This window comes from Prevotella marseillensis (genome assembly GCF_900625065.1).
In the GTDB taxonomy this organism is placed as follows: Bacteria; Bacteroidota; Bacteroidia; order Bacteroidales; family Bacteroidaceae; genus Prevotella; species Prevotella rara.
The window spans coordinates 2,365,381-2,386,302 of record NZ_UYXY01000001.1 but is presented as its reverse complement, the minus strand read 5'-3'; the positions used below and the strand labels follow the sequence as shown (position 1 = coordinate 2,386,302).

The following is a 20,922-nucleotide window of genomic DNA, read 5'->3' as shown; positions in this document are numbered from 1 at the left end:
TTTTCGCTGGGCTCAACAACACGTGCATATCTGACAGAACAATAGTCTTGTTGCTTCTTTTCGTTCCAAGCCATAAATTATTATAGTTATAAGACTAATGCGCCTGACATTCCGTAGTTAAAGTCAAATGTCTTGTGGGTATTATCTACTTACTTGCATTTGGATTTTTCACTTTTCTCTTTTCACTTTTAACTTAATAAAGATTGCAGATTTTTTTGCTTGTTGACGAATAAACCTTAACTTTGTGGCACAATAACATATCATACTTTAAAATAACATGGACAAAATATTCCTCGAGACGCACGACGTAGTGAAACGCTACGCTAACCATACTGCACTCAACGGAGTAAGTATAAAAGTGCCCGAAGGCAAGGTGTTCGGACTGCTTGGACCGAACGGCGCCGGAAAGACAACCCTGATAAGAATAATCAACCGCATAACCGTGCCCGACTCAGGCAGCGTTACCTTCAACGGACATCCGCTGTCGGTAGACGACATCTGCAACATCGGCTATCTGCCTGAGGAACGCGGACTGTACAAGAAGATGCGCGTGGGCGAGCAGGCCATTTATCTGGCACGGCTGAAAGGCCTGGATAAGGCCGAGGCAGAAAAAAGACTTAGACAATGGTTTGATAAGTTTGGCATAATGCCGTGGTGGGGCAAAAAGCTCGAAGAGCTGTCGAAGGGCATGCAGCAGAAAGTGCAGTTTGTTATAACCGTGCTGCACAGACCGCAGCTGCTGATATTCGACGAGCCGTTTTCGGGTTTCGACCCTTTGAACGCCGAACTGCTGAAGCGCGAGATACTTGAACTTAAAAACGAAGGCCATACCATAATATTCTCTACGCACAATATGTCGTCGGTGGAGGAGATATGCGACAACATAGCTCTGATAAACCATTCGGAAGTGGTGCTGCAGGGCGATGTCAACGAGGTGCGCTCACGTTTCAAGACCGACACTTACCGCCTCGGACTAGCTGCCGGCAAGCAGCTTGTGCCCGTGGAAGGCATTGAGGTGACAGAGACAGAGAACAAGGGCGGCGAGACGATATACACCCTGCGCAAGAAGGCCGACATGAGCAACGCGCAGCTGCTGGGCGCGGTGTCGGCAAACAACGAGATAACATCGTTTGCCGAATGTCTGCCCTCGATGAACGAGATATTCATCAGGACCGTGGGAGGCGACGGCGCGACGGAAGAAAAGGCCGGAGAAGATAGCAAACAATAAATAAACTTAGAGCAAATCATGAACAAGACACTAATAATAATACAGCGCGAGTTTATCAACCGCGTGAGCAAAAAATCATTCATCCTGCTCACCATACTCATGCCCTTTGTCTTTGCGGCACTGATATTTGTGCCCCTAATGCTGTCGACGATAAAGAGCGGCGAGCAGAAACAGGTGGCAGTGATAGACCATACCGGCAAATATGCCAAGCTGTTCAAGGACGACGAGTCGTACCGCTTTGTGCTCACGCCCATGATGTTGGGTGAGTTTAAGTCGGACACTACCGCCTTTGCCGCCGTGATAGAGATAAAGGCCGACCTGCTGGAGCATCCCGAGGCAGCCACAATCTACTCGCGCAAGGAAGTGCCGCAGGGTCTCTCGCGCATTGTGAACAACACGCTCGACGAGCAGATACGCCACGACAAACTCGTGAAATACAACATCCCGCAGCTCAAGCAGATAATGGACGACTTCGACAAGAGCTACGACATAAGAACCGTTAAATGGACCGACGACGGCTCAGAGCAGGAGTCGAGCGCCGAACTGGCAATGCTGGCAGGCATGGTGCTCACGTTCCTCATATATATGTTTGTGATGTCTTACGGCGGAATGGTGATGCAGAGCGTAATGGAAGAAAAAACCAACCGCATAGTGGAGCTTATGGTGTCGTCGGTGCGCCCGTTCCAGCTCATGATAGGCAAGATTATTGGCATCGGCCTTGTGGGCATACTGCAGCTTGCCATCTGGGGAATAATGATAACCGTGATAATGAGCGTTGCAGGAGTGGGCTTCGGCCTGTCTAATCCCGACATGATGGCCACAGGCATGGCTGCCACTCCCGATATGGCTTCAGATGATATGGCCGCCTTCATGTCGGCCTTAGCCGGACTCAACCTTCCCATGCTCGGCCTGGTGTTCGTTCTCAACTTCATAGGCGGCTACCTGCTTTACGCCTCTATATTCGCCGCCGTAGGCGCTTCGGTCAACCAGTCGGAAGACTCGCAGCAGTTTATGACGCCCATCGTCATAGTGCTTGTCTTTGCCCTTTATGCCGCGATGTACAGTGCCGACAACCCTGACGGACCTCTTGCCGTGTGGTGTTCGTTCATACCGTTCACCTCGCCTATAGTGTCAATGGTAAGACTGCCGCTCGGTGCTCCGGTATGGCATATAGTGCTTTCGCTCGTTGTGCTCTATGCGTCGGCCCTGGCCCTGATATGGATGGCAGGCAAGATTTACAGAGTAGGCATACTTATGTACGGCAAGAAGCCGTCGATAGGCGAGATGATAAAGTGGATGAGATACAAATAAGCGCCACGGTAAGCACATACCGATACGCAGAAAAGCATAATCAGATATAGACAAAATGTCGTCAGGCAGCATGTGCCCGGCGACATTTTTGGTTAAATAGCCCGGCGTCATGCAATAAAAGATAAATATGCTCGTTATAAATAAGGTAAAAAAGCAATACAGACAAGATAATGATAGAATACGTAAGAGGCGAACTGGCAGAACTTAGCCCGGCTTATGCCGTGATAGACACGGGCGGCGTGGGCTACGGACTGAACATTTCGCTAAACACATATACTGCCATTCAAGGCAAGAAAGAAGTAAAGTTGCACGTATATGAGAGCATACGCGAAGACGCGTATGTGCTTTTCGGCTTTGCCGCACGCGAGGAGCGCGACATGTTCCTGCTGCTCATATCTGTGTCGGGCGTAGGAGCCAACACGGCCCGAATGATTCTCTCCGAGCTTTCGCCGGCAGAACTGTGCGGCGTCATATCGTCGGGCAACGAGCGCGTGCTCAAGACCGTGAAAGGCATCGGTCTGCGTACGGCACAGCGCATAATAGTAGACCTGAAAGACAAGATAGCATCTCTGGGCATAACAGGCGAAGTGCCGCAGGAGACAGCACAGCAGGCTGACATTGTTAACAAGGAAGTGAAGGACGAGGCTGTGGGTGCGCTCACCATGCTCGGCTTTGCGCCTGCACCGTCGGCAAAGGTTGTCGTGGCAATATTGAAGGAGCAGCCCGAACTGCCGGTTGAGCAGGTGGTTAAGCTGGCCTTGAAGCAGATAAAGTAAAGTGCTGGATATAGCGATAAACGGATAATTTAAGAATAACTCAAAAAGCGAAGAATGGTTTTGTATTGTTGGCACGTATGGCTGAACCGGCCTTTCTGATTGCCGGCCATTCTTCATCATTAACTTTGATATGCGTATAAAAAGGGTGATTTATGGGCTTTTGCTGATAATGCTTGCCGTGAGTGCGGCCAGCTACGGATTGGCTTTGCCCTACACTCAGGACGACCGCACACGGCAGAACAACCGTCAGCAGGGTGCGCGCGGCAATGTGGCTCAGGCCGATACGGCCAAGCGCACGGCAGTGGCCATGCCCGAAGTGATAATAGAGGACGACTCTATACCCGACTCGCTGCTGCATCCGCGCTGGAAGATACAGCGCATTGTGCCGATCACTCAGGACGATCTCGACCGCGGTATGGCCGACCTGTCTATGCCCGGAAACATTTCGCAGGAGGTTGTCTATAACGACACGCTCAACCGCTACTACATAGGTTCAAAGATGGGCGAGGGATATCTTTCGGCGCCGATAGCCATGACGCCAGAAGAGTATCGCGCGTGGAGCGAGAAAAAGGAGTTCGACCGCTTCTTCCGTTCAAAGAATGACGAGATAGTAAAGGAGCAGGGCAAGGAGAAATTCTCGTTCACCGACATGCACTTCGACCTCGGACCGGCAGAAAAGATATTCGGTCCCGGCGGTGTGAGGATAAAGACGCAGGGTACGGCCGAGCTGAAGTTTGGAGCCACGCTCAAGAACATAGACAACCCTTCGCTGCCTATCAGAAACCGTAAGACCACGACGATGGACTTCGACGAGAAAATAAACCTGAGCGTGAACGGTAAGGTGGGCGACAAGGTGAACATGAACCTCAACTACAACACCGACGCTACCTTCGACTTCGACTCGCAGAACATGAAGCTGAAGTATGAAGGCAAGGAAGACGAGATAATAAAGCTGGTTGAGGGCGGTAACGTGTCGTTCCCGAGCAACTCGTCGCTCGTCAATGGAGCCACCTCGCTCTTTGGTATCAGAACCGACCTGCAGTTTGGCAAGCTGTCGCTGCAGACCGTAATCTCACAGAAGAAGTCGTCGTCAAAGAGCGTGTCGTCGCAGGGTGGTGTGCAGCTTACGCCGTTCGAGATCGATGCTGCCGACTATGAGGAAAACCGCCACTTCTTCCTTTCGCAATATTTCCGCGACAAGTATGACGCAGCCATGCAGAAGTTGCCTAACATAACCACAGGTATAACCATCAACCGCGTGGAGATATGGGTGACCAACAAGACGGGTACGACATCAAACTCGCGCAACATCGTGGCGCTGACCGACCTTGGAGAGAACACCAAGGTGAGCAACTCCATGTGGGGACTGACAGGGCAGAATGTGCCGGGAAACAATGCCAACAGCGAATATTCGACAATGGTGAACAGCTATGCAGCTGCACGCGATATTAACCAGACCTCTTCCGTACTTGATGCTATTCCAGGCTTCGTGGGTGGTGTTGACTATGAAAAACTGGAGAGCGCACGCCTGCTTAACAGTTCTGAATATACCGTCAACACATCGCTGGGATACATCTCGCTGAAGTCGACGCTGCAGACCGACCAGGTGCTGGCCATTGCTTACGAATATACCTATGGCGGCGTTACATATCAGGTGGGAGAGTTTGCTTCCGACATACAGGACGTTAACCAGGCCTTGTTCGTAAAATCGCTCAAGAACACGAGCAACAACCCGCAGCAGGGCAACTGGGACCTGATGATGAAGAACGTTTATTATCTTGCTTCTTCTGTGGAAAAAGACAAGTTCCGTCTTGACGTCAAGTTCCAGAGCGACACCACGGGCGTCTACCTGTCTTACATCCCCGAACAGCAGGTGAAGGACCAGACCATCATAAAGCTTCTCGGTGCCGACCGCCTCGACAATAACAACAAGGCAAACAGCAACGGATATTTCGACTATGTTGAAGGCTATACCATAAGCAACGGACGCGTGTTCTTCCCTGAGGCAGAGCCGTTCGGCGACTATATGTATAAGGCTCTTACAGCCAAGGGCGTGGCTCCGGATGTGGCTGCAAAATATAGCTTTACAGAGCTTTATGACTCAACAAAGACCGTGGCAAAGCAGATAGCGGAGAAAGACAAGTATCAGCTTGTAGGACAGTTCCGCGGAACACTTGCCAACGTAATATCGCTCGGTGCATACAATGTGCCGCAGGGATCCGTAGTTGTTACGGCCGGAGGTGTTACGCTTACCGAAGGTTCTGACTATACCGTAGACTATTCGTCAGGCGAGGTGACAATCCTTAATCAGAGCATCATTGACGCCGGCACGGCCATTAACGTATCGCTCGAGAGCAACACCGACTATGCCCAGGAGCGCAAGACCATGCTCGGACTCAACTGGCAATACGACTTCTCGAAGGACTTCCAGATAAGCGGTACTATACAGCACTTGTCGGAACAGGCGCTCACCACGAAGGTTACGATGGGCTCTGAACCCTTGAACAACACCCTATGGGGCTTCAACATCAACTGGAAGAAAGAGAGCCAGTGGCTGACAAACATGCTCGACAAGCTGCCTTTCCTTCACTGTACGCAGCCCTCTGTGATATCATTCACCGGAGAGTTTGCTCAGCTCATCGCAGGTCAGGCAAGCGGAGTGCAGGACAATGCGTCGTATATCGACGACTTTGAGAACACCAAGAACACTATTGACGTTTCATCGCCTACATCGTGGGTGCTTTCGAGCGTGCCTTCCATGTTCCCCGAGCAGTCGGACAAGACGACGCTTTCCAGCGGATACAACCGTGCGCTGCTGGCATGGTATAACATCGACCCGCTGTTCACGCGCCGCAGTTCGTCGCTCACTCCGGCTCACATCAAGGGCGACCTTGAGCAGCTAAGCAACTATTACGTGCGTGAGGTGTATGTAAAGGAACTTTTCCCTAACCGCGACAACAACAGCTACAGCGGCGCAACAGCCACCTTGCCTATACTCAACCTCGCATATTATCCTTCTGAGCGCGGTCCTTACAACTTTAATCCAAACCTCAACTATGACGGAACGCTGCAGAATCCTACGCAGCACTGGGGCGGTATGATGCGTAAGCTCGACACAAGCGACTTTGAGACAGCCAACATTGAGTATATCGAGTTCTGGCTGCTCGACCCGTTCATCTATTCTAATGAACAGAGCGATGCCAACCAATATGGCGGCGACTTCTACATCAACCTCGGAGAAGTGAGCGAAGACATCTTGCGCGACGGTAAGAAGTTTTATGAGAGCGGCATGTCTGTCGACGGTTCAGGCAGCTACACTACCACACAGTGGGGTAAGATACCTACACAGGCCACCGTTACTTACGCCTTTGCAACCACAACCGGTTCAAGAGCTTTGCAGGATGTAGGTTACAACGGACTTACCGACGCAGAGGAAAGAGAGTTCGGACCATATCAGGAGTTCCTCACAGCCATTCAGGGTAAGGTGTCAGCGGCACAGCTCGACTCTATTATGAACGACCCCGCCAACGACGACTATCATTACTTCCGCGGATCAGACTTCGACCAGATAGAGGCGTCTATCCTGCAGAGATATAAGAGGATAAACAATCCTCAGGGCAACTCGCCTGACAGCGACAGCCGTACAGAAAGCTATGACACGTCTTACAAGACGACGCCTGACGTTGAGGATATCAACCAGGACTACACGCTGAACGAATATGAAAAGTATTATCAGTACAAGATAAGCATCCGCCCCGAAGACCTCGTGGTGGGACGAAACTTCATTGTCGACAAGCGCGAGACATCGCCCACGCTGCGTAACGGCAAGCCAGGACATGCCACATGGTATCAGTTCAGAATACCTCTGAGCGAGTATGAGGAGCGCGTAGGCTCGATAAACGATTTCACATCAGTGCGCTTCATGCGTATGTTCCTTACAAACTTCCAGAAGCCTATCGTGCTGCGTTTCGCCACGTTCGACCTTGTAAGAGGCGAATGGCGCGTCTACGACCAGTCGCTCAACACCGGAGCAAATGAAACCGGAAGCATGTCGGTAAGTGCGGTGAGCATTGAGGAAAACAGCGACAAAACGCCTGTCAACTATGTGCTGCCTCCGGGCATACAGCGCGGACAAGACCCCACACAGCCGCAGCTTACTGAAGACAACGAACAGGCTCTCAACATCGTGATTGAGAACATGTCGACAAATGAGTCGAAGGCCGTATACAAGAACACCACGCTCGACATTCGTCAGTATAAGCGCCTGCAGATGTTTGTGCATGCCAATGCCTTTGAGCAGAATACAACTAATCTGACAGACAATCAGCTTGCCGTGTTTGTCCGTCTTGGAAGCGACTATAAGAACAACTACTATGAGTATGAGATACCCCTGAAACTTACTGCTCCGGGTGAATACAACAGATATAGCCTGGCAGACTGTAAGCTCGTATGGCCGGAGGAGAATATGCTCGACATACCGCTGAGCGTGTTCACATCGCTGAAGAAAGAACGCAACAAGGCACGCGGACTCGGACTTGCATCATACAACACAGTGTATTCGGCCTATGATGAAGACAAACCTAACAACAAGGTGAGCATCATGGGTAATCCTACCCTTGGCGAGGTTAAGGTCATGATGATAGGTGTGCGTAACCTTTCGGGTGAGATGAAGTCAGGAGAGGTTTGGGTCAACGAGCTCCGTCTGAAGGAATATAACAACGAAGGCGGATGGGCAGCACAGGGAGCGCTCAACGTTCAGCTGTCGGATGTAGGAACTATAAACGCTACAGGAAAAATAGTTACCGACGGATTCGGCGGACTTGAAGACGGCGTAGCCGAGCGTTCGCAGGACGACTATAAGACTTACAGCTTCACGGCAAACGTAGAGCTGGGCAAGTTCTTCCCCGACAAGGCCAAGGTTACGGCTCCGCTTTATTACTCTATAACGCAGGAAGAAACACGTCCGAAGTATAATCCGCTTGATACGGATATGCTCCTTGAAGATGCTCTCGAGGCAACAGCCAACGAGCATGAGCGCGACTCAATAGAGAGCATTGCCGTGACGAAGACCACAAACACAAACTTCTCACTGTCGAATGTGCGTGTCGGAATACAGACTAAGCGTCACCCTATGCCGTACGACCCGGCAAACTTCTCGTTCTCTTACAGCCATAGTCACCGCCACACGAGCGGCGAGACAACCGTCTATGAGAACGAAGACAACTGGCGCGGAGCCATCAACTACAGCTACACTCCTGTCTACAAGACCTTCGAGCCGTTCAAGAAGATGATAAAGAGCAAGAGTAAGTGGTATGACATCGTGAAGAACTTCGGTCTTAACTGGCTGCCGCAGAACATAACGTTCGACACGGAAATGCTGCGCAACTATTATGAACTTCAGGAGCGCGACATGGAAAGCACCGACGGCAATCAGCTGCCGCTGACCTTCAGCGAGCAGTTCTTGTGGAACCGTGAGTTCTCGATACGCTGGGACTTGACCAAGAATCTCCACATGAACTTCAACAGTGCCACACATGCCGAGATAGAAGAGCCTTACACGCCGATAAACAAAGACCTCTATCCCGATCAGTATGCGGCATGGAAAGACTCTGTGTGGACAAGTATAAAGGACTTTGGACGCCCGCTTGACTATAACCAGACGTTCAACATGTCGTATCAGTTGCCGCTGAATCTTATTCCGATATTCGACTGGATCAACTCTGATGCCAACTATAATGCAACCTACAGCTGGACCCGTGGAACCGACCTTGAGGACGGAACGTCGCTGGGTAACGAGATATCTACAAACCGCACGTTCAACCTTAACGGAACGTTCAATCTTGAAAGGCTTTACAACCATGTGCCGTTCCTGAAGAAGGCCAACGACAGATTCAACAAGAGTTCGAGAACGTCGCGCACGTCTCAGCTGAAGAGACGCAACCAGCTGAAGCAGGCAAAGAACTCTGCCAACAACAAGACGTCGAAGGCCGACGACAAGAATGGCAGAAACGGCGGTAAGGACGGAAAGGACGCCGACAAGGAAAAGAGCTTGCTGCCGAAGAACAAGCGCAGCTTTGAAAAGGAGATTGTGCTTAATCCTGACACCACGCTGATAGTGTCTCACGGCAAGAACAGCAAGAGGCTTATGGTTACGGCCAAGACAAAGGACGGCAAGGCCTTCAGACTGAAGTATAAGGCTGTGGACAACAACCGCATTAAGATAACGTCGAAGGTTGACAGCACAACGACGCTGAAGCTCACCGTTACGCCGAAGGCTCCGCTGGATGAGAACGTCTGGTATAAGACTGCCCAGTGTGTGGCACGCGGACTGATGCTCGTGCGCAACGTTAGCTTCTCTTACCGCAACCAGTACAGCATGTATCTGCCGGGCTTCATGCCCAACGTTGGCGACGTGTTCGGTCAGCGCAGCGGCGGAACAATGGCTCCGGGTCTCGACTTTGCGTTCGGCTTTGTTGACGACAGCTACATCGAGAAGAGTGCCGAACGCGGCTGGCTGCTCATGAACGACAGTGTGGCCACGCCTGCAACGACAAGTCTGACTGAAGACCTGCAGCTCAGAATGACACTCGAACCGGTGAAGAACCTGAAGATAGACCTCAACGCAAGCCGCACCGAAACCAAGTCGAAGAGCATACAATATATGTACTCCGGCTCGCCGACCACACAGAGCGGAACGCTCACCATGACCACGATAAGTCTTGGCAGCGCTTTTGAGGGAATGGGCGACGCCACAAACGGCTATCATTCGGCTACGTTCGAGAAGTTCTGCAACTCGCTCGAGTCGTTCCGAAGCCGTGTCGAGGCACAATACACCAATGCCGAATATCCAGCCGGAAGCTCGCTTGCCGGACAGAAGTTCGACCCTGCTAACGGATCAGTCAGCAAGTACAGCGCCGACGTAATGATACCGGCCTTCCTTTCGGCCTATACGAGCATGGGCGGCAACTCGCTGAACATATTCCCCGCACTGTCGCGCCTGCTGCCTAACTGGACGGTGAAGTACAGCGGATTGTCACAGTTGCCGTGGTTCCGCGACGTGTTCAAGAGCTTCAACATCAACCATGCCTACAAGAGCATCTATGCCATCGGCTCATACAGCTCTTACAGCACGTTTATGGAATATATGAACGGTCTGGGCTTCGTCAGCGACGTGTCAACCGGCAACCCCGTGCCGAGCAGCATGTATAACATCAGCACCGTGAGCATCAACGAGGCCTTCTCGCCGCTGCTCGGAATAGACATGACCTTCAACAACAACCTTACCTGCAAGCTGGAGTACCGCACAACGAGAGTGCTCAGCCTCAGTATGACAAGTATACAGATCAACGAGGCCACCAGTCACGACTGGGTTGTGGGCATGGGTTACAAGATAAACAACTTCAAACTGTTTGGCGGACGCCGCCGTCGCAAGGTGAAGAGCAGTCGCAGCAACGACGAAAACAACAACAACTCAACGTCGAACAGCTCGCGCAGCACCGGATTCAACACCGACCTCAACTTGCGTCTCGACCTGTCTTACCGCAAGCAGGCGTCTATCTGCCGCGACATAGCCTCGATGACAAGCTCTGCCAGCAGCGGCAACTCGGCGTTCAAGCTGTCGTTCTCGGCCGACTACACGCTGTCGCGCCTGCTCACAATGAGCTTCTATTACGACCGCCAGACCAACACGCCGTTGCTTTCGAGCAGCAGCTATCCTACCACCACTCAGGACTTTGGCCTGAGTCTGAAGTTCTCGCTTACGCGATAAAGACATACGCCAAGGCGCACACATCCCTGCAGAATAAAGCCTATGCCATGCGGCATGGCCCCTCGGGATATGTGCGCCTTGGCGTTTTTATGTGCAGCCTGTTAGAGTTAACCCCCAATCCGTTATTATGATTCGGCCTGTATTTTTGTTTCTATTGGCGTCTTTTTGTTGGATCTTTTGCAGGCATAGCGGGCTATGTCAGGAAAAAGCGAACAAAAAGACGCCAATAGAAACAAAAAGGCGGGCTGAAAGCATGAATACACAAAATTGATAAAGCTATGTGCGGCCTAATGACGGATTGGGGTTAAATGCTGTCGAGAGCCTGACTCAGGTCGTCTATAAGGTCGTCGGCATTCTCTATGCCTACCGACAGACGTATCGTGTTTGGCCCAATGCCCTGGCTCATCTGCTCTTCGGGCGTGAGCTGAGAGTGAGTTGTGCTGGCAGGATGTATCACGAGCGACTTTGCGTCGGCCACGTTTGCCAGCAGAGAGAATATCTTGAGGCTGTCTATAAACCTGAAAGCCTCCTGCTTGCCGCCCTTGATGTTGAACGTGAAGATAGAGCCTGCGCCTCTGTCGTAGTATTTTTTGTAGATGTCATGCCCCTTGTGCGACGGCAGCGAGGGGTGGCTCACGCTTACAACCTTGCTGTGGCCGTCGAGGAAATTTACTATCTTCAGCGTGTTCTCGATGTGCCTTTCAACGCGCAGCGACAGCGTCTCCAGACCCTGCAGCAGCATGAAGGCGTTAAACGGACTTATGGCTGCCCCCGTGTCGCGCAGCAGCGTTGCCCTTATGCGTGTTATGTATGCCGCCCGTCCGGCTGCCTCGGTGAACACCAGACCGTGGTATCCGGCATCAGGACTTGTAAGCTGTTCAAACTTTTGTCCGGCATTCCAGTCAAAGTTTCCGCCGTCTACAATCACTCCTCCTAACGAAGTGCCGTGCCCGCCGATGAACTTCGTGGCCGAGTGCACCACGATGTCGGCGCCGTGCTCTATCGGTCTTATTATATAAGGTGTGCCGAAGGTGTTGTCCACAATCAGCGGCAGACTGTGCCTGTGGGCAATGTCGGCTATGGCCCTTATGTCCGCCACGTCAGAGTTGGGGTTGCCCAGCGTCTCTATAATCACAGCCTTGGTGTTGTCTCTTATGGCGCTTTCAATGGCGTCGAGGTCGTATATGTCTGCAAAGGTTACGCTTATGCCATAGTCAGTCAGCGTGTGCGCAAGCAGATTATATGTTCCCCCGTATATGTTTTTCTCCGCCACGATGTGGTCGCCCTGCCTTGCCAGGTTCATTATGGCATACGTTATGGCCGCCGCCCCCGATGCCACTGCCAGTGCGCCCACGCCGCCTTCGAGCGCTGCCATGCGTGTCTCGAGCGCCTCCTGCGTGGGGTTGGTCAGCCGGCTGTATATGTTGCCCTGCTGTTTCAGACTGAAGCGCGCCTCGGCGTCGGCAGCGTTGTCAAACACGTATGCCGCCGTCTGATATATGGGCACGGCCCTTGCTCCCGTGGCAGCGTCGGCATGTTCCTGTCCGGCATGCAGCTGCAGCGTCTCAAATCTAAGTTTTCCGTCATTCTTGCTCATGTCGTTTGTCTTGTTAGGGTTATACGTTATCCTTAATGTTGTTTTCGTCCTGCAAAGTTATAAAGTATGGATTATTCTGCCAATATGTGTCCGTAATTTAGAAAATATCACTATATTTGCCTTTGTATTTAGAAAAATAATATTGGCAAATGCCGCTTTCGGCATCTAAAAAGAAAAATATTCTATGGCAGCAACAGACAAACTCGACAAGGTAGACCTTCAGATATTGCAGGCACTGCAGGATAACGCCAGGCTCACAACACGCGAACTGGCGTCGCGCGTCAGTCTTTCGTCCACACCGGTGTTCGAGCGCCTTAAGCGTCTTGAGCGCGAAGGCTATATAATGAAATATGTGGCCGTGCTCAACGCCGACAAGCTCAACCGCGGCTTCGTGGTGTTCTGCAAGGTAAAGCTGACGCGCCTCAACAGCGATGTGGCAGCCATGTTTGCCGGCGTGGTCAGGTCGCTGACGCAGGTTACTGAGTGCTACAACATCTCCGGCGGATACGACTATCTGCTCAAGGTGAACGTTACCGACATGAAGAGTTACAGGGATTTCATACTCAATGTGCTTGGCCGCCTCGACTATCTGTCGTCTATCGAGAGCGTCTTTGTCATGGACGAGATAAAGCACGACTATGGTCTGTCGCTCATTTAGCGTCCTGCATCTTACAGTCTGTAAGCATCCCGGCGCCTTGCAGTACTATTGTGCCGTTTTGTTTGCGTGCGTCGTGCCGTCAGGGTGGGGCGCATGCCGTTCGGTTGCTATGCTTTTGCCTTTTAAAAGGTGACCTTTCGCAGTGTGAAAGATGCCCTTTTGCATCCTGAAAGGATAGCTTTTAGTTTATAACCAAATGCTTGTTGTTTTCTTTTGATTATAGAACTATTTGTAGGATTTTTGTGATAGATACAAGCAAATACAGGTGTTTTACTTACGGTTTTCATCTGCCCGTGCCTCTCCGGGCGTGTCTGTCGGGTGCTTTTCTGCCTGTCGGGACAGCCGTTTAGATGGTTCTGCTTTCAATTCGTAACTAACGTTTTGTGTAATAAAGTGCTAATCTTCGAGCTTATTGTAAATATAAGCCATGATATACACCTGTTGGCTGTGTGTTTTAGTGCCGTTGTGATATAAAACACCGCATTTTTCGTATTGATTGGTCTAAAATTCTTTAAAACGCATTATTATTGCTCTAATTATTTTGAAGTTTGCCGTTGAAACACTATCTTTGCACAAAACAAGGCGATTTGTGCAGTTAATGACAGTCCGTGAGTCTGTTCATGCCCGCAAAATCAGTCTATATACTCAAATCTTATTCGCTATGGAATCAATACAAAATTTTGACGACATTGTCAGCCGTCAGTGTTCTGTTACTAACAGAAAGCGTGTGGCAGTAGTCTGCCCGGCCGACTCTCACACTGAATATGTAGTAGGACGATGTCTTAAGGAAGGAATTGCCGACTTCTTGTTGGTGTGTGCTGGTGAGTGTAAACCCGAGTTCGAGCGTCTCCGTTCGATGTATGAGGGACATGTAAAGGTGTATTTGGAGCCTACTCCCGACGATGCGGCCTATAAGGCTGTGGATCTTGTCAGGGAGGGTCAGGCTGCCGTGCTCATGAAGGGCACGCTCAACACCGATAACCTTTTACGCGCCATTCTTAATAAAGAGCACGGACTGCTTGAGCCTGGCAGAGTATTGAGCCATATAACTATTGCCCAGATACCGAGCTACCGCAAGCTTATCGTGTTCTCAGACGCAGCAGTGGTTCCGCGTCCTACTCTCGATCAGTTTGACGCCATACTGCGTTACACCGTCAGCGCAAGCCGCCACATGGGCGTAAGCCGTCCTAACGTGGCTCTTATCAACTGCACAGAGAAGGTGAACGAGAAGTTCCCTCACACAATCTGCTACGAAGAACTGAAGAAGCGTGCAGAGGCAGGCGAGTACGGCGACGTGTGTCTGGGAGGTCCGATGGATGTCAAGACGGCATGCGATGCCGACAGCGGCAGCATCAAGGGCATAACTTCGCCCGTTGTGGGCAATGCCGACGTGCTGATATTCCCCAATATCGAGTCGGGCAACGTCTTCTATAAGACAATCACATTGTTTGCAAAAGCCGAGACGGCAGGCATACTCTGCGGTACAACAGTGCCCGTTGTTGTTGCTTCACGTGCCGACTCGTGCGAGTCAAAATATTACAGTCTGGCTCTTGCCTGCACAGGCATACTTGGCTGACGCGCCCTCAGGGCAAAAACATTTCCATGTGAGCGTGGCTGCCTCTGGCGGCCATGCCATAGATAATTGTTCTTTAACTTATCATTTATACAATTTGTCTTGAATGAAAATTTTTGTAATAAACCCTGGCTCTACGTCAACTAAACTTGCTGTTTATGAAGACGAAAAGTCTGTATGGATGACCGGTGCACACCATCCGGTGAGCGAGCTTGCCGCATTCCATCATATCAGTGACCAATACGAATATCGTCGTGATTTCATCCTCAAGTGTCTAGAGGAGGCCGGCATCGAGCTGAAGTTCGACGCCGTTATCGGACGCGGCGGACTGCTGAAGCCTCTTAAGGGAGGCGTTTATGCCGTCAACGACAAGATGAAGCACGACCTCATACATGCCCAGATGGAGCATGCCTGCAACCTCGGAGCGCTTATTGCAGACGAGATTGCCGTGCGCTGCTCTTGTCCGGCATATATAGCCGACCCGGTGGTTGTCGACGAGCTTTGTCCCGAAGCACGCTTCACGGGCATTCCCGGCATGGAGCGCAAGTCGGTGTTCCACGCCCTCAACCAGAAGGCTGTTGCGAGAAGATACGCCGCTTCGATAGGCCGCAAGTATGAAGACCTTAACCTCATCGTCGTGCATCTTGGCGGAGGAATATCTATTGGTGCGCACCGCAAGGGCAAGGTAATCGACGTAAACAACGCCCTCGACGGCGAAGGACCTTTCTCAACAGAGCGTGCGGGCACGCTTCCGGCAGGCCAGCTCGTTGCGATGTGCTTCAGCGGAGAATACACACAGAAGCAGATCAAGCAGATGATAAGCGGCCGCGGAGGTCTCACGGCTTATCTCGGCACCAACGACATGATAACAATCTCGCGCAATGTGGAAGAAGGCGACGAGCACGCCAAGAAAGTTGTAGACGCCATGCTCTACACCATCGCCAAGCAGATAGGCGCCATGCATGTGGCCCTTGTAGGAAAGGTAGACGCCATAATCTTTACCGGCGGTATTGCCTACGACACTTATTGCACCGACAGACTTAAGGCACAGGTAGAATATATAGCTCCTGTGGTTATCTGTCCGGGCGAGGACGAGATGGGCTCTCTTGCCTACAACGCCCTCGGAGCACTCAGGGGAACGCTGCCGCTGCTCGAGTACACGGGCGAGGATCTGTAACAGAATTTTACTTATTAGCATATACGCAGCACCGCACTTTGTGTGGTGCTGCGTAGCTTAATTGTAGCACCGGTGAAACATTCGTGTAAACCGGTGTTGTTAATTTAGCACCCTGAACAAACTGTAATTAATATACACAAAAGATGAAAAGATTTTCTTTACTTGCTAATGCCGTTGCGGCGGTGTTGATGTTCACGGCCTTTGGCAGCGCCAGAGCGTTGGCTGCGGGAGCCGACAGGCCGAAACTCGTTGTGGGAATTGTTGTTGACCAGATGCGCTGGGACTATCTTTACCGTTATTACGACATGTTTGGCGAAGGCGGATTCAGGCGTCTTATGAACGAGGGCTTCAGTTGTGAGAACACGATGATCAACTATGTGCCCTCGATAACGGCAGTTGGTCATGCGTCGATATACACCGGCACCGTGCCTGCCATACACGGAATAGCAGGCAACAACTTCCTGCTGAACGGCAAGATGGTGTACTGCTGCTCCGACTCAACCGTCAGCACAGTGGGCAGCAAGTCGGCTGAGGGCAAGATGTCGCCCCGCAACATGCTCACCACCACCATCGGCGACGAGCTTAAAATAGCCACCGACTTTAAGGCAAAAGTCATCGGTGTGTCGCTCAAAGACCGCGCCGCAATACTCCCTGCAGGACATGCTGCCGACGGAGCTTATTGGATTGACTATTCAACAGGCACCTTCATAAGCAGCACCTACTATATGAAAGAACTGCCGAAGTGGGCCGTTGACTATAACAAGAGCATCGGCAAGGTGACGAAAGACCAGATATGCTACACGCCGCTCGGCAACAAGATAACTGAGGAAATGGCCAAGGCTGCCGTGGCAGGAGAGCAGCTCGGCGGCGACAATGTAACCGATCTGCTTACCGTAAGCTTCTCTTGCACAGACATGATAGGCCACAAGTATGGCACTCACAGCGACAAGACTCGTGAGATTTATGTTGACCTCGACAAGCGTCTGGCCGACCTGTTCGGCTATCTCGACCAGAATGTGGGCAAGGACCAGTATCTCGTGTTCCTCATGGCCGACCACGGAGCTGCCAACAGCATACTGCTGTCGCGCGAACACGGCATTCCTGCCGACGGCTTTGTGGTGCCGAAGGTTGAGAAGGAACTTGACGCGTATCTCATGAACAAGTTCGGCTCAAAGACCAGTCTGGTGCGCTGCATAGACAGCTACAAGGTGTTTATCAACCATGAAGCCGTTGAGGCTATGGCGGTAAGTCTTGACGACGTGAAGAAGGCTGCCATTGAGTGGCTGAAGAAAGACCCGATGTTTGCTTATGTGGTTGACCTTGAGCACGTGCCGGATGCAACGGTTCCTGCACTTATCCGCGAGAAGATTATCAACGGATACAACCGCATGCGCAGCGGCGACATACAGCTGATAGTGCAGCCGGCCAACTATGATGTGTATGGAGAGAAGATTGACGGCGGAACAACTCACGGCACATGGAACCCCTACGACGCGCACATTCCGTTCCTGCTGATGGGATGGCACGTAGAGCCGGGCGAGACTCACGAAAGAGTGTGGATGACAGACATCGTGCCTACGGTGTGCGCCATGATAGACATACAGATTCCTAACGGCAGCATCGGCAGTCCTGTTACAGCCGTTACTGACCGCTAAGACCAAGGGCGGCGAGCCTGCTGCTCATCTCGGCCACGCTGACCGTGCCAAGCACCACGCGGCCGTCTTTGTCGATAAGATATAAGGTGGGAATCCACCTGACGTTATAAGCCGTGGAAATAGAACTCTCTTTCCACGGCTTTAATTCGCTGAACTGAATCCAGCTAAGGCCGTTCTCGCTGATATACTGCTGCCACTGGTCTCTGTCGGTGTCGAACGAAACGCCAACAAACACCACGCCCTGCGGAGCATAAGTGGCATACATCTGCTTCATGTTTTCGGTTTCTTTCTGGCAGTCGGGACACCACGACGCCCAAAACTCTATCAGAACATACTGTCCGCGCAGCGAGCTGAGCGCGAAGCCCTCGGGCCGGCTGTCGGTGTATATCATGAAGTCGGGGGCAATGGTGCCTTCTTCCAGCATTCCTTTTCCGTATTCGTTGTCGTCGTCTCCGCCTACCGTGCATGAAGCCATGCATAGCAGTGCCGTCAGAAATGCAGTCAGCTTGATTATCAAAGTGTTGTTCATGTTGCCGTGTCTTTTGTTTTTGCCGGCCGGCCTGTTGGTGTGTGCCGTAGCCTGCCGCAAGGTTTAACATGTGTCTCTGTCTGCAAAAATAAGATATTTATGTCACTTCTGCAAGCCGCAGGGCTTACAACTTAATGCTGTCTGACGCTTTTTCTGTGCCTGGCCGTATGCGCCTCAGCCTCTCAGGGCTGGTTCCGCTTGTCGTGTTTTGTGGCATTGCAAACAGAAAACTTTTTGATTTTGACGCTCTCAGAGTGCCCATGCTCTTGGCAAAAGCATGGTTTCGGATGAAAAACTCCATTTTTTTATGTTCTATGTAACGTCTTGCCTATCAGGCGGTTATGCTTAAATGTACGATTATGCGTATGGCTTGAGAATGCAAAACATGGCCTTTTGTATGCCAAAAGCATAGCTTTCATGATGCAAAACGGCACAAATCATGGCACAAACTCATTGCTTTCAGTGTGCAAAACTGATGATTTGTTGGCTATTTTATGCCGATTTTGTGAACGTAAGTTAATGAAATGGGACTTTAGTCGGTACTAAATTAACATCCGTTTAAAGTTTATTCTCCAGATTACAGAAAACTCCGTACATAATTATCCGACTTGCCTGCCATGCGAAAAGGCACAAAAAAAGTCTGCCGTCCGTGAGTTAAGGGCGGCAGACTCTTGTCTGTTTTATCATCAGTTTCAGGCGTGCGTCCGGCGTTTGGGCATCTTTCCTCGCGCTGGCAGCAAAGCCCTCGGCTTGTCAGTCTTTCTTGTTGTCGTAGGCGTGGAGCGGATAGTCTATCGTGTAGTGAAGTCCGCGGCACTCCTTGCGCTCTATTGCCTGACGCGTAATTAGGTAGCCCACGTTGATCATGTTGCGCAGCTCGCAGATGTCGCGGCTTGCCTTTACGCGCTTAAATAGGGCTTCGGTCTCCTCATACAGCAGGTCGAGGCGGTCCCATGCGCGCTTCAGTCGCAGGTTACTTCTTACTATGCCCACGTAGTTGCTCATGGTCTGGCCAACCTCCTTTACGCTCTGTGTTATGAGAACCTTCTCCTCGTTGGTCATCGTTCCCTCGTCGTTCCATTCAGGAATCTGCGTGTTGAAGCTGTATTCGTCAACATGCTCGAGGCAGTGGCGTGCCGCAGCGTCGGCATATACAACGGCCTCAATCAGCGAGTTGCTTGCCAGGCGGTTGCCTCCGTGCAGTCCGGTGCATGAACATTCGCCTATGGCATACAGGCGGTGTATGCTCGATTCGCCGTTGAGGTCAACCTTGATGCCTCCGCACATATAGTGGGCTGCAGGTCTTACGGGTATATAGTCTTTTGTGATGTCTATGCCTATCGACAGACACTTCTGATAGATGTTGGGGAAGTGGTGCTTGGTTTCCTCGGCGTCCTTGTGCGTAACGTCAAGGCATACGTGGTCAAGTCCGTGAATCTTCATCTCCTTGTCTATAGCGCGTGCAACGATGTCGCGTGGCGCAAGCGACAGTCGCTTGTCGTATTTCTCCATGAACGACTCGCCGTTAGGCAGCCTCAGTATGCCTCCGTAGCCGCGCATTGCCTCGGTGATGAGGTATGCCGGATGAGTCTCTCCGGGATGATAGAGCGCTGTCGGGTGGAACTGCACGAACTCCATGTCCTGCACTGTTCCCTTTGCGCGGTATACCATGGCCTCGCCGTCGCCCGTAGATATAATCGGGTTGGTGGTCGACTGGTACACGGCTCCGCATCCTCCCGTACACATAAGCGTAACCTTGCTCAGGTAAGTGTCCACCTTCTCTGTGTCAGGATTCAGCACGTAGGCACCGTAGCACTCAATGTCAGGTGTGCGTCTTGTCACCTCGATGCCCATATGGTGTTGCGTTATAATCTCTACCGCAAAGTGATTTTCCTTTATTTCTATCTCCGGCGTGTTTCTCACAGCCTCCATCAGGCCTCTCTGTATCTCGGCTCCCGTGTCGTCGGCATGGTGAAGGATACGGAACTCAGAGTGTCCTCCCTCGCGGTGAAGGTCAAACTCTCCGTTCTCTTTCTTGTCGAAGTTCACTCCCCATTTGACGAGTTCTGCTATTTGCGCCGGCGCGTTTCTTACAACTTGCTCCACAGCCTTGCGGTCGCTTATGTAGTCACCCGCAATCATTGTGTCCTCAATGTGCTTTTCAAAGTTGTCCACCTTGAGGTTGGTTACTGACGCTACGCCGCCTTGGGCAAACGCTGTGTTTGCCTCGTCAAGTGTAGTTTTGCAAATAATACATATCTTGCCTTTGTGTGCTCTTGCAATTTTAAGGGCATAGCTCATACCGGCAACTCCTGCGCCGATAATCAAAAAGTCGTATTTGAATACCATAAAGATATATTATAAAACATTTGCAAAAGTAATAAGAATTTTTGAAATTGAGTGTGCCTGATTTCTATTTTTGACATATATAAGGTTACTTTAAAACATCAAAATGCCACTTTTAATGATAAAATAGCTACCTTTGCATGGTCAAAAAAATAGATGTTGGTGGTCCGTGTGGCCTGTCTGCCGGCTTCGTCGGCGCGCTTTTGTCGCCCGCAGACGTGTTGTCTGCCGCTGCGCTGCTTTCGTGCCGTAAGACCGGCAAGGGCATTCTGCCATACGGCAAATATTAAAAAAACAGTGTTTC

12 protein-coding genes are annotated in these 20,922 nt (G+C 51.2%); 9 read left to right on the top strand and 3 right to left on the bottom strand.

Features of this window, described 5'->3' with window-relative positions:
• The first annotated feature begins 277 nt into the window (after positions 1 to 277).
• The 4 genes from EJL04_RS09705 (at position 278) to sov (ending at position 11,083) form a co-directional block, all read left to right on the top strand.
• Positions 278 to 1,228, top strand: a complete 951-nt coding sequence (locus tag EJL04_RS09705; RefSeq protein WP_021855699.1) for an ABC transporter ATP-binding protein — start codon at positions 278 to 280, stop codon at positions 1,226 to 1,228.
• A gap of 18 nt (positions 1,229 to 1,246) precedes the next feature.
• Positions 1,247 to 2,539 carry an ABC transporter permease gene (locus EJL04_RS09700; protein WP_125104800.1) on the top strand — a complete coding sequence of 431 codons (1,293 nt, stop codon included), beginning with the start codon at positions 1,247 to 1,249 and terminating at the stop codon, positions 2,537 to 2,539.
• A 170-nt stretch (positions 2,540 to 2,709) separates the two neighbouring features.
• Positions 2,710 to 3,315, top strand: a complete 606-nt coding sequence (ruvA, locus tag EJL04_RS09695; protein WP_125104799.1) for a Holliday junction branch migration protein RuvA — start codon at positions 2,710 to 2,712, stop codon at positions 3,313 to 3,315.
• 169 nt (positions 3,316 to 3,484) lie between these two features.
• Entirely contained in the window at positions 3,485 to 11,083 is a 7,599-nt protein-coding gene (gene sov, locus EJL04_RS09690) for a T9SS outer membrane translocon Sov/SprA (protein ID WP_418874219.1), read from the top strand.
• 304 nt (positions 11,084 to 11,387) lie between these two features.
• Here sov and EJL04_RS09685 read toward each other — a convergent pair whose 3' ends face one another.
• Positions 11,388 to 12,680, bottom strand: coding sequence for an O-acetylhomoserine aminocarboxypropyltransferase/cysteine synthase family protein (locus EJL04_RS09685; protein WP_125104798.1), 1,293 nt, complete (start codon positions 12,678 to 12,680; stop codon positions 11,388 to 11,390).
• Positions 12,681 to 12,864: 184 nt separating this feature from the next.
• On the opposite strand from EJL04_RS09685, the gene EJL04_RS09680 reads away from it, so the two are divergent.
• The 4 genes from EJL04_RS09680 to EJL04_RS09665 all read left to right on the top strand — a co-directional run bounded on the left by EJL04_RS09680 (position 12,865) and on the right by EJL04_RS09665 (position 17,743).
• Positions 12,865 to 13,338 carry an Lrp/AsnC family transcriptional regulator gene (locus EJL04_RS09680; RefSeq protein ID WP_021855694.1) on the top strand — a complete coding sequence of 158 codons (474 nt, stop codon included), beginning with the start codon at positions 12,865 to 12,867 and terminating at the stop codon, positions 13,336 to 13,338.
• A gap of 661 nt (positions 13,339 to 13,999) precedes the next feature.
• A complete protein-coding gene (locus tag EJL04_RS09675) occupies positions 14,000 to 14,914 on the top strand; it encodes a phosphate acyltransferase (protein WP_125104797.1) in 915 nt (304 codons plus the stop codon).
• A gap of 103 nt (positions 14,915 to 15,017) precedes the next feature.
• A complete protein-coding gene (gene buk / locus EJL04_RS09670; protein WP_053397949.1) occupies positions 15,018 to 16,088 on the top strand; it encodes a butyrate kinase in 1,071 nt (356 codons plus the stop codon).
• Between the two features lie 143 nt (positions 16,089 to 16,231).
• Positions 16,232 to 17,743, top strand: a complete 1,512-nt coding sequence (locus tag EJL04_RS09665; RefSeq protein ID WP_125104796.1) for an alkaline phosphatase family protein — start codon at positions 16,232 to 16,234, stop codon at positions 17,741 to 17,743.
• Here EJL04_RS09665 and EJL04_RS09660 read toward each other — a convergent pair.
• Positions 17,730 to 18,272 (bottom strand): TlpA family protein disulfide reductase, encoded by a 543-nt coding sequence (locus tag EJL04_RS09660; protein ID WP_021855688.1) that lies wholly within the window; start codon positions 18,270 to 18,272, stop codon positions 17,730 to 17,732. The two genes, EJL04_RS09665 and EJL04_RS09660, sit on opposite strands and share 14 nt — an antisense overlap.
• A 753-nt stretch (positions 18,273 to 19,025) precedes the next feature.
• On the bottom strand, positions 19,026 to 20,621 hold the full coding sequence (gene nadB / locus EJL04_RS09655) for an L-aspartate oxidase (RefSeq protein WP_021855687.1): 1,596 nt from the start codon (positions 20,619 to 20,621) through the stop codon (positions 19,026 to 19,028).
• 137 nt (positions 20,622 to 20,758) lie between these two features.
• On the opposite strand from nadB, the gene EJL04_RS16370 reads away from it, so the two are divergent.
• Positions 20,759 to 20,908 (top strand): hypothetical protein, encoded by a 150-nt coding sequence (locus tag EJL04_RS16370; protein ID WP_164511747.1) that lies wholly within the window; start codon positions 20,759 to 20,761, stop codon positions 20,906 to 20,908.
• The last annotated feature ends 14 nt before the right edge of the window (positions 20,909 to 20,922 follow it).